Consider the following 15,295-nt stretch of genomic DNA (forward strand, 5'->3'; position numbering starts at 1 on the left):
CCTCAGGAGCAAGCTCCCTTGTGTTACCGCTCGACTTGCATGTGTTAGGCCTGCCGCCAGCGTTCAATCTGAGCCATGATCAAACTCTTCAATTAAAGTTTTTTTTGCTTTACTCGGTTAAGAGCAAAGCGGCTCAATGAATTATACTGTTTTTCAAAAGCCCGAAGACTTTCGAAGTTTACATATTGCTATGGTCACTCAGTGGTTCATTGAGAAATATTTTTGATTGCTTCCTAAGAAGCAATTTCGAATAACTCAACACCTGTGAGTGCCCACACAGATTTGCTTGTCATATTGTTAAAGAGCGTGAGACTAATCTTTCAAGTCTCGCCGAAGACGCTAGGTCGTTGGCTTGAGGAGGCGTATTCTACACTCTCCAGTGTCGGCGTCAAGTGCTTATTTTAAGAAGTTTTTCAAGCGATGTTTTCTTAATCAAAACCAAAACTCGAAGCCCTTTAAGCGCTTGTCACCTGGGTTCATTCTTCGAGAAGATTTAACCCTCTAACACTGCTGCAAGTCCCGTGCTACCTTACCTTGCGATAAGTTAGTTGGCCTGCTGTGCCGTGTCAGTGGATGCGTATTATAGGGAAATCTTTGCCGAGCACAAGTGTGTTTTGCAATTAAATTGTAATATTACTACCAAGCGAATATTTCCCGAGCGATACGCATAAAAAATAAACTAAACGCCCTTTAATATTTTTATATACGTTGGTTAATTACCAAAAAAACGTGATTCTTGCTTAGCCTCTATTGCGCCATCATCAGTTTCAACACCAAAATTAATATGTGTTATCGCCCTTGTTAGATCTACAGGGTCGACCGCAATACTTATTGGAAGGGTGAGAACTTCTCCGCCATTGATTGTTACCTGCTGCAAGCCTATCCATTCATATTTAGGTAAGCCTTTCACACTCATATTATAGATATGAGTCTGTTCAGTCTTATTAAGGATTTTAAGGGTAAATGTATTCTCTATTAACCCTTGGTCGGTTTCTCTAAAGAGTAAGTTCCTATCTCGGATTACATCAATGCGAATCGGGGAAATCGTTGCTGTTGCATAAACAAAGATTAAAGTCATTATCAACAACACTACGCCATAACCAACCAGTTTAGGTCGCAGTACCTTTTCTTTAACGCCATCAAGTTTATTTTCAGTGGTATAACTAATTAAACCTTTGTTGTAGCCCATTCGTTCCATTGTGGTATCACAAGCATCTATGCAGGCGCCGCAGTTAATACACTCGTATTGTAGTCCGTTTCGTATATCGATTCCGGTTGGGCAAACTTGTACACAGAGATCACAGTCAATGCAATCGCCTAGACCCATCGCTTTGTGATCAGCTTTACGTGATCTTGGTCCTCGAGTTTCACCTCGCTTACTATTGTATCCAACAATGAATGTATTTTTATCAAACATAGCCGACTGAAAGCGAGCATAAGGGCACATGTGAATACACATGATTTCACGCATCCAACCAGCGTTACCGTAGGTGGCAAAGGTAAACAGAATCACCCAGAAGTATATTCCTCCAGTTGCATTAAGCGTGAATACTTCTATGTAGACTTCTTTTGTCGGTACGAAGTAAGAAACAAATGTCATTGCTGTTAATAAAGAGATGAGTATCCAAGCAGTATGTTTTGCCACTTTAAGTTTGAGCTTGTTGAAGCTCCAAGGCATTTGGTCAAGCTTTATTCGTTTATTGCGCGCGCCTTCTATCTTTTCTTCAAACCAAATAAATATGAAGGTCCACACTGTTTGCGGACAGGTGTAGCCACACCATACCCGCCCAAGGTAGGTGGTGATAAAGAATAAACCAAACGCGGCGATCATAAGTAGCGCAGCTAGTAGGGTAAAGTCTTGTGGCCATATGGTTAAACCAAAGACGTGAAACTTTTGCTCCCCAAGGTTAAACCATACTGCTTGGCGGTCTCCCCACGGGATCCAAGGCAACACTAAGAAAAATAGCATTGCGACCCAGCCAAGGCGTTTACGTAAGGTACTCCAAAAGCCTTCAACCGCTCGAACATAAATGCGGTTACGGGGGTTGAACCTGTCGACCTTGTTAGCATCAGGCTGATGAATCTTAATTCGTTCTACTTTGGAGAAATCTTTATTATTATGCTCAGCACTCATTTTGTAGCCTTACTGCTTTAATATTGCTAGAAAACTAGCCTATTATAACGCTTATATTACAAGTTATTCACCTATATAGGACTAATTAATGAAAGGCTGGGTTTTGTTAGTATTAATCGCTGGCGGCATTTATTACCTTTATACAGAAACGGATACGTTAGATGACCCGTATGCTGATATGCAGGCTATTTATGAAGAGTCACAAACTAAGCTACAGGGGATGACTGGCACGCAATTAAAACACATAGACGATAAAGTTGATATTATAACCACTGACATCGCTGAGCGATTATCTTCTACCGAACAAAAAGCGTTGGGGCTCATTACGCAATCACAAGATAAACTCGAAGAGTATAAAGAGCAGTTTTGTGGTGGCGGTGCAGAGCAGCACCACAGCTTTAGTAAAGAGAACCAGATGTTTATATGTGATCACTTATAAACTGCGATAGATCTCAATTCAAGCATTAGCAATTAATGTTAATTGACCTGAGATCTTATTCCACCTAGCCTTTACCTATAACGACTGTATAACCAAAATGAAAAGGCTAGCTGCTCATGACATCAAAAGTATCTGACATTTTTGACCCCGCATTATGGGATGTTGTTCCTGGATTTGATTTCGAAGATATTACCTACCACAGAGCTAAAGAGCAGGGAACGGTTCGCGTCGCAATAAACCGACCTGACTGCCTTAACTCATTTAGGCCAAAAACTGTAGATGAACTATATATTGCACTAGATCATGCTCGCCAATGGTCTGATGTTGGCTGCGTACTTATCACAGGTAATGGGCCATCTGCTAAAGGGCAGCATTCTTTTTGTGCTGGCGGTGATCAACGCATTCGTGGCAAAGATGGTTATAAATACGAAGGGGCTGAAGAAGGCACGCCGGATATAGCACGGATGGGGCGCTTACACATTCTTGATGTACAACGCTTGATTCGCTTCATGCCTAAAGTGGTTATTGCTGTTGTACCTGGCTGGGCTGTTGGTGGTGGCCATAGCTTGCATGTTGTATGTGACTTAACTCTAGCCTCTAAAGAACATGCTGTATTTAAACAAACCGATCCTGACGTGGGCAGTTTTGATTCTGGCTACGGTAGTGCTTATCTTGCCAAAATGGTTGGTCAAAAACGTGCACGTGAAATTTTCTTTCTTGGTTTTAATTATACTGCTGAAGAAGCTTTTGATATGGGAATGGTTAACCGAGCAATCCCTCATGCAGAGCTTGAAACAGAGGCGTTAAACTGGGCTAAGGAGATAAACTCCAAGTCACCAACAGCTATGCGTATGCTCAAATACGGATTTAACTTACCTGATGATGGTTTGGTTGGGCAGCAACTCTTCGCAGGGGAAGCTACACGCTTGGCCTATGGAACTGCAGAAGCCCAAGAGGGACGAGATGCGTTTTTAGAAAAACGTGACCAAGATTTTTCATCTTTCCCTTGGCATTACTAATTTACAGGTTAAGTCGATAGCAAACTTAATTGTAAACCCATTAATACACTAAGCTTATTTTTGGGTTTATAATTATTCACGATTTTAATGAGATTAAACCAATCAAACTTATCTAAACAAGCGCTTCCATTTGCGAACAATAACCATTATCATTTACATAGTCTTTTATGGGAGCTAACTATGACTAAAACTATCACCTTTGCGATTCTTCACTTTAGCGTTGCTTTCACCATCACCTATTTATTAACTGGCAGCGTAGTTATTGGTGGGGCAATCGCGTTAATAGAACCCGCAGTGAACACTATAGTGTTCTATTTTCATGAAAAGGTATGGAACAGTATTGAATCTAGACAGAGTCTACAAAGCAGCCCAGCTTAACCAAAACTATTACAGCATCTTAAGTAATTGCTTTATACCACTTAACAGGAGTACACATTCTGTTCGTGGTAACGTTGTTACTACAAACAAACCTTTCGTTAGACTAAGCCTCACCTCATATTGTTACGCCTCGACCTTTATATGCAACTACAGCTAGCTCAATACGACATGTGCAATTTAAAATATCTAGTTACAAAGTACGATGATGCCTATCCCTGCAAGGGAAACTCAACTATCCACTACAGATCATGCTGATGTTGATTGCATATAAATAGATTAGAAAGTAAGAGCAATATTGTAAATTCAGGCATACTGTTTGCTGCTTGAGTCAGCAAATAGCTCTTTCCAAGCGTAGTGCTGCTCTCAACATAACCAATATTTTCTCATTAGGACTAACATGCAGGTCGAAGTATTTAACAATAAATCACAGTGTTCAGAAATAAAGCCTCTTACACAAGCATTACTCACTTTGCTCTCTAAGGGGTTAGCACTTGAAGAGCTAGCACAGGTTAGAACATCACTATTAGCAGGAGAGACATTCAGCTTCAAAAATTCTATTACACTTCGTTTGCAAGAAAAATCAAAATGTTCCGGATAGTATAAAAGCACTATATAGATATAAATCTCCCCCCTCAAATGGGCTAACTTAACCTAATTACTTGTTTATTATTCATTCATCAACTAATTTCAAAGGTGAGGTAAGTTATATACAGGGGTTTAATATTTATATGGAAAGAATTAGAGAAGCTCAAGAACACCTAAAAAACGAGTTTGAAATATACAACAACGCTGCAACTAAAAAACTACCGGATCTCGATCTAGATGATCCAGAAAAACTAGAAACGATGCTGGAATTTGTTACCCGTCGAGAATCTTTAAAACAACTAAAAAAACTAAGTTCGCCACCGGCAGGAAAACTAAAAGCTGCAATAGCAGACACATTATTACTACTTGATAATTTTGATATAAAAATTTCTAAAGAGAAAGGCGCTGCAGAAAAGTAAGTAAAGAAGACTTAATGAAACATTAACAGCATAAAACAAAAAGCCAGCAATGTAAGTTGCTGGCTTTTTTGTACCTAGTGACTAGTGACAACGATTATTCAACCGTTACTGATTTAGCCAAGTTACGAGGTTGGTCGACATCAGTCCCTTTAATCAGAGCTACGTGATATGACAATAACTGCAAAGGAATTGTGTAAATAAGCGGTGCCATAAATTCATCACAATGCGGTACTGGAATCACCTTCATTGTATCATCAGACTCAAATTCAGCATTTTTATCTGCAAAAACATACATTAAACCACCACGTGCACGAACCTCTTCTACATTGGATTTTAATTTTTCCAATAATTCGTTATTGGGAGCGACAACAATAACTGGCATATCGGCGTCAATTAATGCTAATGGGCCATGTTTAAGTTCACCAGATGCATAAGCCTCTGCATGAATGTAGGAGATTTCTTTAAGCTTTAATGCTCCTTCCATCGCAATAGGATATTGATCACCGCGACCCAAGAAGAGTGCATGATGCTTATCAGCGAAATCTTCAGCCAACTCACCAATAGCATCATCTAAACCTAAAGCCTGTTCAACTTTTGCAGGCATAGACAGCAAGCTTTGAGTTATCCTAGTCTCTGTTTCTACTGGCATACCGTTGTGACGTCCAACTGCTGCAGTTAACATTAATAAGCCCGCTAGCTGCACTGTAAAAGCTTTGGTTGATGCCACGCCGATTTCAACACCCGCATTCATCATGTAAGCCATATCAGACTCTCGTACCAATGATGACCCAGGGGCATTACAGATAGTTAATGTTGCCTTATAGCCCATCTCTTTTGCTAAGCGCATTGCCGCTAATGTATCTGCAGTTTCACCCGATTGCGAAATAGTTACCAGTAAGCTATTTGGAAACAGGTGCGATTTACGATAACGGAACTCAGATGCTATTTCGACATTACAAGAAACACCGGCCCAATCTTCTAACCAATAGCGTGCAGCCATACCCGCATGGTAACTGGTACCACATGCAATAATCTGTACGTGCTTAATATCTTTTAAAAACTCAGCGGCATTTTCACCAAATGCAGAATCTAAAACTTTGCCGCCTGCAATACGCCCTTCAAGAGTTCGTGCTATCGCAGTTGGTTGCTCATAGATCTCTTTTAACATGTAGTGACGATACTCGCCTTTATCACCGGCATCGTGGGTCACCTCAGACTCTTTAATTTCACGTTCAACGGCGTTGCCATTAATATCAAAGATACTCACTTCACGACGAGTAATTTCTGCAACATCACCTTCTTCAAGGAAAGCGAAAGAGCGGGTCACAGGTAATAATGCTAACTGATCAGACGCTACAAAGTTTTCACCTAAGCCGTAACCAATAACTAGAGGGCTACCACTACGCGCGACGACCATTCGCTGGCTATCACGACGATCGATAACAACAGTGCCATAAGCCCCTTCTAACTGCTTAACCGCTGCTTGAACAGCAGCAAGTAAAGCGCCATGAGTTTTGAGTTCATGATGTACCAGGTGGCAAATGACTTCAGTGTCTGTATCAGACGTAAAGGTATAACCCAAATCTATAAGCATCACGCGCAGCTTGTTGTGGTTTTCGATAATACCGTTATGTACAACAGCAATATCACCTTCTGATTGGTGTGGGTGCGCATTACGTTCACTAGGCTCACCATGAGTTGCCCAGCGAGTATGCGCAATGCCTGTACCGCCTGTTAACGGTTGTACAGCAAGGGCTGATGATAACTCCTGCACTTTACCCACACGACGAGTACGGTTTAACTCATTACCATTAAGAACTGCAACCCCCGCAGAGTCATAACCGCGGTACTCTAGTCGCTTTAAGCCTTCAACTAGAATTTCTGCGACATCTCTTTGCGCCACAGCGCCAACTATTCCACACATATTGATTACCTGATCTGTTCTTTTTTAAGCAAGAATGAAGTTAATACTGAATAAAAATTTTTAGCCTATTCAATATAGGCGGTAAGAATCACTCGCACCCCATGTTTTGAAATACTTTCAACCGCCTCGCTTGGTAACCTGTCATCAGAGACAAGCACATTAATGTTGTTCCAAGGCAATTCTAAATTTGGGATACGTCGACCAAGCTTTTCAGATTCAAGCATCACAACGACTTCACGTGAAACTTCAGCCATAACCTTACTTAAACCTGTCAACTCGTTAAAAGTGGTTGTACCGCGCTCAAGGTCGATACCATCGGCACCAATAAACAGTTGGTCAAAATTGTAAGAACGTAAAACCTGTTCTGCTATTTGCCCTTGAAAAGATTCAGAGTGCGGATCCCAGGTACCACCTGTCATTAATAAAGTTGGTTCATTTTCTAACTCGTGTATAGCATTGGCTAGCGCCAATGAGTTAGTCATTACCAATAAGCCGCGTTTAGTATTTAACTGAGCAATTATGCCTGAGGTTGTGCTACCACTATCGATAATGACACGATTATGATCGCGAATAAGCTCTGCTGCAGCCTTAGCTATAGACACTTTATTTGGCGCAATTTTGGCACTAAACTGCTGAGTAACTTCATCAGGTACGGCAACGGCTCCACCATAGCGCCTAAGTAACAAGCCTGCTTTTTCTAAGGTCGCAAGATCTTTACGAATGGTGACTTCAGATGTTTCAAAACGTAATGACAACTGCTCAACACTCACCTCACCCTGCTGATTAAGCAAGCTGATAATGCTATGACGGCGTTGCTGAGTATTACGTTTATTCATTAATAATGGTCATAAAGTTTCGTTTCGAAAGGAATATTATAATCAAACGAAACTTAAAAGCCAGTTTTGAAACTTATAAACGAGTGTTGAAGCAAATTTCGGCCATAAAAAAGCCCCTATCTTTCGATAGAGGCTTTCATGGATAGGTAAATATTTAGAACTTAGCTTCTAGTGCCAAACTAAAGTTACGACCTTCGCCAACTGTAACGTCAGTTGTAGAACCACCCGCGAGGTAATCTTCATCAAATAAGTTTTGCACATTAACACGTACGCTTACATCGCTTCCCATAACATCCATGGTGTATGCAGCTCCCATATCGAAACGAACATACCCATCTTTAGCAATCGTATTCGCAGTGTTAGCAAAACGCTCGCCCACATAAACTGCACCAAAGTTAATCGCTAAATTATCGGTCATCTCGTAACGAGTCCACATATTAGCTGACCACTCAGGTGCATCAACAGGTGTCATCCCATTTAAAGAGTCACTTTCAGGGCGAACATATTCAGCATTAAGGTACATCATCGAGCCAGTCATGAACCACTTCTCACTAACTTGACCTTGTGCGCCCATTTCAAAACCTTTATGGCGTTGCTCACCACTTTGAGTTGTTATGGTTTCTGAGCTGCCTTCTATCTCTTCTTGAACCGTTACGTTAGAAACAGTGATATCAAATACAGCACCCGTCAATAAAAGACTACCGTCAAATAGCTCCCACTTAGTACCTATCTCATATTGTTCGCCGTATTCTGGGTCTAAATTCAGACCGTCGTTAATGTCATTATCATCACTGACAATACCTTGTGGCGTGAAGCTCTTTGAGTAGTTTACATAAATGCTGCTGTTCTCTGCAGGTGAGTAGATAGCACCAAATTTAGGTGATACCGCGTAGCTGTTGTTACCAGCACCGTCTTTCTTTTGTTCGTCGTAACGCACACCAGCAAGCACTTGCCATTCATCATTAATCGTGACTAAATCTTGAACGTAAAAACCGTAATGCTTGTATTCGCTTTCACTTAATGTAGTGTCATTATTATAATCAAGAGTAGGCTGCAGAACCGGTTGACCAGGCATAACCAACTGGTTTCTTTCGCCAGAATCTTTTAACTGGCCATAGTAATAATCAAGCATGTTTGCCCCAATAAGAAGCTGGTGCTCAATTTCGCCAGTGTAAACATTACCAGTAAAATCAATGTACCCAGTTTTATGCTGCCAATCATCATAGCGATCAAATGGGCTAATATAGTAACCATCAGTTAGCGGGTCTTCTGAACCGGATATTAGAGTAGGGCTTGAGTCTAAACGTTGACGGTCAAACTGCTGATCATTAAAACCAGCTTTGATTTTCCACTCATCAGAAAGGTGATAAGTTAAGTCAGCGCCCATATTGGTAATGGTGTTGTCAGTAAACGCCCAAGACTGATCCCAAATAGTGTCACTATCACCGATCAAATCGCCGCTGCTGTCTAACCAACCACCGCGGTCAATACCGGTTTTATCTTGGGTATGATCATACTTTACAGAAAGTAGCAGATCATCGGTAAGATCAAATTCAAGGTTTAGATAGCCTAACCAACGGTCACGTTCTTGGTTGGTGCCATCTTGGTATTCACGCCAGTATTGAGTGTCTTGCTTAACCAGCACAGTGCGGTATCGAATAGTTTGAGCTTCATTTAAGCTGCCGCCCGCATCAACCTGAAAGCGAGTAGAGCCGTTTTCATCTGTATCGAAACCAAAATCAAACATGGTTTCATAGGTTGGCTTTTTGCTGACCATGTTGATCAAGCCGCCCGGGCCAGACTGACCGTAAAGCATACTTGAAGGACCTTTTAGCACCTCTACTTGCTGCAAAGTCTCAATAGGTTGTACATAGTGCGACCATTGCTGATGGCCGTTAATCAAAAAGCCAGAACCTGATGCCAATTCAAAACCACGTACACTGAATACCTGACGGTTCCATTTTTCACTACCACTGGTCACACTAGAGTCATTAACCAGCACTTCACCAAGGTTGGTAGCAAGCTGCTCATCAGTAACAAAGTCTGGAATAACAGTCACTGACTGTGGTGTATCTAGAATGTCGATATCACCTCGCATGGCACCAGAAGATGAACCTACATTGTAATCGTTGAAGTTACGTCCTGTAACAGAAATACGTTCAATATTAGTATCAGCAACAGCGTTTGATTCTACTGCAACTCCTTCAGCAAAAGCTGTGGATGATGCTAATGCAGTGACTACAGCAAGCCCAATACGAGAAAACTTAAACGACGCCTGAAAAGACATAAACAACCCCAAAAAGGAAACCGAAATGTAATAATTGGGCGCAATATAAATGAGAATGGTTTGTATTTATAGCTTTTTCATCAAATTTGTGACTAGGTAGTGATAAGCTTCAAATATCAAAAAATATGCTAAAAAAACACTTGCTAATATACCCTTTGCGAATGTCAGTTTTTGTAAAGATGTATTATTAACTGTATAGCTAAGGTATCAAAAGCTGTATCTGCTTAATATACAAACAAAAAAGCGACCTTAAGGTCGCTTTTACAGCAATATGGCGCTGATTATTTAGGTTGCTTGACTGGTCTTGGCCAATCCGCAATATGGCGCTGTTTCACACGCGTTATCACTAGTTCGTCAGCAGCAACATCTTTAGTAATAGTAGAACCAGCACCTAGCGTCGCACCTTTACTAATAGTTACTGGCGCAACTAACTGCGTATCACTACCAACAAACACATTATCTTCAATAATAGTCTGGAACTTATTGGCACCATCATAGTTGCAAGTAATTGTACCGGCACCAATGTTAACGCCGCTGCCAATTTGCGCATCACCAATATAGGTTAAATGACCCGCTTTAGAACCTTTTCCTAATACCGCTTTCTTAATTTCGACAAAATTCCCCACATGAGCATCTTCTTTCAACTCTGCTCCCGGACGTAATCGGGCAAATGGTCCAGCACTAGCCGATTGACCCAATTTTGCTTTTTCAATAATTGAGTAAGGCTTAATAACCGCGTTATCGCTAATATCACAATCTATAAGAATGGCGCCAGCGCCAATTGTCACGTTATTACCAATAGTAACTTTACCTTCAATAATAACATTTACATCAATCATAACATCCATGCCAACACTAACGTCGCCACGAATATCTATACGAGCTGGATCGCGTAAATTAGCCCCAGCAAGCATTAATTTTTCAGCTGCTCGAGCTTGATAAGCACGCTCAAGTTGCGCCAACTGTACTCGATTATTAGCGCCTTCAACTTCAATTGCGGACTCTGGTTGCGCAGTAGTAATACTCACACCATCTTTATGCGCCATCGCAACAATATCTGTTAAATAATACTCACCTTGAGCATTATCTGATGATAACTGACTTAACCATGCTTTAAGTTGCTTACCAGGTGCGGCCATAATACCGGTATTAACTTCATTAATGGCTAATTGTTTTGGGTTTGCATCTTTTTGTTCAACAATACCGACCACTTTACCAGCTTCACGCACAATACGACCGTAACCAGTTGGATTAGGTAGATTAACAGTTAATATAGCTAAGCCGTTCTGTTCATGTGCAGCTAACAATGACTCTAGCGTAGATGATTGAATTAATGGTACATCACCATAAAGAATTAGAACTGTATCATCATCTTTAATATGCTCATTTGCTTGGGCTACAGCATGGCCTGTTCCCAATTGCTGCGCTTGCAGTACCCAATTAAGTTGCTGCTCACCTAGCTGAGATTGCAACTTGTCGGCGCCATAACCATAAACCAGCTGAATGGCATCACTTCCTACCTTATGCGCAGTGTCGATTACATGCTGAACCATGCTTTTATGTGCGATAGGGTGAAGTACTTTAGGGAGATCAGAGCGCATGCGGGTTCCCTTGCCTGCGGCTAAAATCACTACATTTAGTGCCATGAAAAATCCTTAGGGTTATAACTAACGATAAAAAAGTAACAATAAAATCTATGCTATTAACTGATCTTAAGCTATTAAGGTTTTAAAAGCGACTCCACCGTAATTCACTTATCATTAAAAAGTCACAGTCTTGTCGGAAGTTAATACCCACTGCGCAAGATCATCCATAGTAGCTACATTGCCCCCCTCTATAACACGTAAACCTGTTAAGCCACGAGCGTGCATGCATGAACCACAAAATTTAATGTCGGTATTTTGAGCAATTAAGATCTCCAGCATTTGCTGGATGTTATAACCTTCACTAGGTATTTGTTTTGGCAAGACAGCGGTAATAGCATCTGAAAGTAAAAACAGTTTTAACTTAACCGCAGAAAGTTCCTGTTCATTTAGTTGTATGGCTAATCTTAATGCATTAAATAACCGCTCAGATCCATAAGGAGCGTCATTCACAATGATGAGAACTTGTTGCATACATACATCTCTACTATCTGATAATTACCAAGAATAGCACTGGTAAATATCGTTCAAACTGAAACCGCTCACATAACAATAAAATGCCATCAAGCTCAGTCATCAACAGTGGTTGCTATAGCGTCTCAGCTTAAGCTATGTATGGTCGGTGAAGTCGTTAAAATCACAAGAATGCGGATTAACCACACTTAAATTGTTGGCTGTAACTGGATATTTGTCAGACATAATCGTCAATTTGTAGCCTAGGCCGCTATAAGTCGCCAACCAGCGACCTATCATTAACTTTAGCAACGGCTATAGCTGTAAAAGTTTAACTGTGGCAATAATATTAGACATACAAAAAAGGCGCCCTTAGGCGCCTTTTTTATTTAAACAATAACCTTATCTGGCAATGTTTTTCTTGATGGTCTCGACAACGCGAAGCTGAGCAACTGCTTGAGCTAGCTCAATAGCTGCTGCTGCATAGTTGAAGTCTGCACCTGCATCCGCCATAGCGGTTTCTGCACGACGCTTCGCTTCTACAGCGGCTTGCTCGTCAATATCATCGGCACGCATAACGACGTCAGCCAATACTGAAACAGAAGAAGGTTGCACTTCCAGGATTCCGCCTGAAAGGTAAAACACTTCCTCTTTTCCATCTTGCTTGACGATGCGCGCCATGCCAGGCTTGATATTTGTCAGCAATGGCGCGTGACCAGGCATAATACCTAGATCACCTTCTGAACCAGTCACTTGTAGGTGTGCTACAAGACCAGAAAAGATGCTATTTTCTGCACTTACAATATCAAGCTGTACTGTCATGGCTGCCATCCGTTCTCCTTAAACTAGTCTCTGCATTACTACAGAGTACTAAGTTATTTTTTGTTAGCTTTCTCAACGGCTTCGTCGATTGAACCAACCATGTAGAACGCTTGCTCTGGAAGGTGATCGAACTCACCATCTAGAATGCCCTTGAAGCCACGGATTGTGTCTTTAAGAGAAACGTACTTACCTGGAGAACCGGTGAATACTTCTGCAACGAAGAAAGGCTGTGAAAGATATTTTTCAATCTTACGAGCACGGAATACAGTTGTTTTATCTTCATCAGATAATTCATCCATACCTAGGATCGCAATAATATCTTTCAGCTCTTTGTAACGCTGAAGTACAGTTTGAACACCGTTAGCAACATCGTAATGCTCTTGGCCAACAACCTGTGGATCTAGCTGACGTGAAGTCGAATCCAATGGGTCAACCGCTGGGTAAATACCCAGAGAAGCAATGTTACGAGACAATACAACAGTCGCATCTAAGTGAGCGAAGGTTGTTGCTGGTGATGGATCCGTTAAGTCATCCGCAGGTACGTATACGGCTTGAACAGAGGTAATAGACCCTGTTTTAGTCGATGTAATACGCTCCTGAAGTACACCCATCTCTTCAGCCAATGTTGGCTGGTAACCTACTGCTGATGGCATACGGCCTAGCAGTGCAGATACTTCTGTACCTGCCAAGGTGTAACGATAGATGTTATCAACGAAGAAAAGTACATCTTTACCTTCGTCACGGAACTTCTCGGCCATAGTTAGACCAGTTAGTGCCACACGTAGACGGTTTCCTGGAGGCTCGTTCATCTGACCATAAACCATGGCCACTTTATCGAGAACACCTGAATCTTCCATCTCGTAGTAGAAGTCGTTACCCTCACGAGTACGCTCACCTACACCAGCGAAAACTGATAAACCAGAGTGTGCTTTAGCGATGTTGTTAATAAGTTCCATCATGTTGACGGTCTTACCAACACCAGCACCACCAAACAAACCAACTTTACCACCCTTAGCGAATGGACATACAAGGTCGATAACCTTAATACCAGTCTCTAAAAGTTCAGTGGTGTTTGATTGATCTTCGTATGAAGGAGCTTCACGGTGGATCACATAGCGATCTTCTTCACCGATAGGGCCAGCTTCATCTACTGGTTGACCCAATACGTTCATAATACGGCCAAGGGTTTTTTCCCCAACCGGAACAGTAATTGGTGAACCAGAGTTTACAACCTCAAGGCCACGACGCAGACCATCTGAAGAACCCATAGCGATGGTACGAACTACACCACCACCTAGTTGCTGCTGAACTTCCAGCACCAAGCCTTCACTTTTGATCTCTAGAGCGTCATATACCTGAGGTACGGCATCATGTGGAAACTCAACGTCCACAACCGCGCCAATTACTTGGACAACAGTACCTGTGCTCATGATTAATCCTCTAAAACTTGTATTCGTTACCTAGCCTAAACGGCGGCGGCACCTGAAACAATTTCCGACAGTTCCTGCGTAATAGCAGCCTGACGGGCCTTGTTATAGACCAACTCCAAGTCACTGATAAGTTCACCAGCGTTGTCTGTTGCAGCTTTCATAGCAACCATACGGGCTGCTTGCTCAGATGCAATGTTTTCAACAACACCTTGGTAAACTTGAGACTCTACATAACGAACCAATAATGTATCCAAAAGTTCTTTTGGATCTGGCTCATATAAGTAGTCCCAGTGATGAGAAATCTCATCTTCTTCTGACTTAGGCAAAGGTAGCAGCTGCTCGATCACAGGAGTCTGAGTCATAGTATTAACGAATTTGTTGAATACTACGTACAAACGATCCAGCTTGCCTTCATTGTATGCTTCTAGCATCACACGTACTGTTCCGATCAGGTCAGCTAACGACGGTGCGTCACCTAAACCAGATGCTTGAGCAGGTACTATTCCGCCAAAATTAGTGAAGAATTGTACGCTACGTGCACCAATTGGGCAGAATTCTACTTCTGCACCGGCTTCACGCTGCTTCTTCACGTCTGCGATAACCTTTTTGAAAAGGTTAACGTTCAGACCACCACAAAGACCACGGTCGGTTGACACTACAATGTAACCAACACGCTTGGCTTCTCGCACTTCCAAATAAGGATGCTTATATTCGAGAGAACCTTGCGCCACGTGACCGATCACCTTACGCATATTTTCTGCATATGGTCGACTAGCTGCCATGCGATCTTGTGCTTTACGCATTTTACTCGCGGCAACCATCTCCATTGCAGACGTGATCTTCTGAGTGTTTTGAACACTCGCGATCTTGGTTTTAATCTCTTTAGCGTTGGCCATCTTTACTCTCCAATTCTGGACCTGAGGTGC

Annotated in this window: 13 protein-coding genes and 1 rRNA gene (1 of these 14 only partly in view); 4 read left to right on the forward strand and 10 right to left on the reverse strand. The window is 41.8% G+C overall.

The genetic code is table 11. From position 1 onward, the window contains the following. Positions 1-95, reverse strand: a 16S ribosomal RNA gene (locus RGE70_RS18405); it reaches 1,448 nt to the left of the window's first position. A 617-nt stretch (positions 96-712) separates the two neighbouring features. Continuing rightward, positions 713-2,134 (reverse strand): cytochrome c oxidase accessory protein CcoG, encoded by a 1,422-nt coding sequence (ccoG, locus tag RGE70_RS18410; RefSeq protein WP_310472845.1) that lies wholly within the window; start codon positions 2,132-2,134, stop codon positions 713-715. Between the two features lie 88 nt (positions 2,135-2,222). Between ccoG and RGE70_RS18415 the strand changes: the two genes are divergently transcribed. The 4 genes from RGE70_RS18415 to RGE70_RS18430 all read left to right on the forward strand — a co-directional run bounded on the left by RGE70_RS18415 (position 2,223) and on the right by RGE70_RS18430 (position 4,974). Next, positions 2,223-2,573, forward strand: coding sequence for a hypothetical protein (locus RGE70_RS18415; protein WP_310472846.1), 351 nt, complete (start codon positions 2,223-2,225; stop codon positions 2,571-2,573). A gap of 116 nt (positions 2,574-2,689) precedes the next feature. Further along, the gene (locus RGE70_RS18420; protein WP_310472847.1) at positions 2,690-3,592 is read left to right on the forward strand and encodes a 1,4-dihydroxy-2-naphthoyl-CoA synthase; all 903 of its coding nucleotides are present in this window, start codon (positions 2,690-2,692) and stop codon (positions 3,590-3,592) included. Between the two features lie 180 nt (positions 3,593-3,772). Further along, positions 3,773-3,970 carry a DUF2061 domain-containing protein gene (locus RGE70_RS18425; RefSeq protein WP_310472848.1) on the forward strand — a complete coding sequence of 66 codons (198 nt, stop codon included), beginning with the start codon at positions 3,773-3,775 and terminating at the stop codon, positions 3,968-3,970. 728 nt (positions 3,971-4,698) lie between these two features. Next, complete coding sequence (locus tag RGE70_RS18430; RefSeq protein ID WP_310472849.1) at positions 4,699-4,974, forward strand: hypothetical protein; 276 nt, start codon at positions 4,699-4,701, stop codon at positions 4,972-4,974. A 94-nt stretch (positions 4,975-5,068) separates the two neighbouring features. On the opposite strand, the gene glmS is transcribed toward RGE70_RS18430, so the two are convergent. The 8 genes from glmS to atpG form a co-directional block, all read right to left on the reverse strand. Beyond that, complete coding sequence (gene glmS / locus RGE70_RS18435; protein ID WP_310472850.1) at positions 5,069-6,898, reverse strand: glutamine--fructose-6-phosphate transaminase (isomerizing); 1,830 nt, start codon at positions 6,896-6,898, stop codon at positions 5,069-5,071. 65 nt (positions 6,899-6,963) lie between these two features. Then, positions 6,964-7,734: a DeoR/GlpR family DNA-binding transcription regulator gene (locus tag RGE70_RS18440; protein ID WP_310472851.1), complete on the reverse strand. Its 771-nt coding sequence runs from the start codon at positions 7,732-7,734 to the stop codon at positions 6,964-6,966. Between the two features lie 154 nt (positions 7,735-7,888). Further along, positions 7,889-10,021, reverse strand: a complete 2,133-nt coding sequence (locus RGE70_RS18445; RefSeq protein WP_310472852.1) for a TonB-dependent siderophore receptor — start codon at positions 10,019-10,021, stop codon at positions 7,889-7,891. A 281-nt stretch (positions 10,022-10,302) separates the two neighbouring features. Continuing rightward, positions 10,303-11,667 carry a bifunctional UDP-N-acetylglucosamine diphosphorylase/glucosamine-1-phosphate N-acetyltransferase GlmU gene (glmU, locus tag RGE70_RS18450; RefSeq protein WP_310472853.1) on the reverse strand — a complete coding sequence of 455 codons (1,365 nt, stop codon included), beginning with the start codon at positions 11,665-11,667 and terminating at the stop codon, positions 10,303-10,305. Between the two features lie 114 nt (positions 11,668-11,781). Further along, positions 11,782-12,138, reverse strand: a complete 357-nt coding sequence (locus tag RGE70_RS18455) for a DsrE/DsrF/TusD sulfur relay family protein (RefSeq protein WP_310472854.1) — start codon at positions 12,136-12,138, stop codon at positions 11,782-11,784. Between the two features lie 381 nt (positions 12,139-12,519). Continuing rightward, positions 12,520-12,948, reverse strand: coding sequence for a F0F1 ATP synthase subunit epsilon (locus RGE70_RS18460; protein ID WP_310472855.1), 429 nt, complete (start codon positions 12,946-12,948; stop codon positions 12,520-12,522). A 44-nt stretch (positions 12,949-12,992) separates the two neighbouring features. After that, positions 12,993-14,369, reverse strand: coding sequence for a F0F1 ATP synthase subunit beta (gene atpD, locus RGE70_RS18465; RefSeq protein WP_020915095.1), 1,377 nt, complete (start codon positions 14,367-14,369; stop codon positions 12,993-12,995). 35 nt (positions 14,370-14,404) lie between these two features. After that, the gene (gene atpG / locus RGE70_RS18470) at positions 14,405-15,265 is read right to left on the reverse strand and encodes a F0F1 ATP synthase subunit gamma (protein WP_310472857.1); all 861 of its coding nucleotides are present in this window, start codon (positions 15,263-15,265) and stop codon (positions 14,405-14,407) included. Positions 15,266-15,295: the final 30 nt, after the last annotated feature.

The organism is Shewanella youngdeokensis, from assembly GCF_033180165.1.
Taxonomy (GTDB): Bacteria; Pseudomonadota; Gammaproteobacteria; order Enterobacterales; family Shewanellaceae; genus Shewanella; species Shewanella youngdeokensis.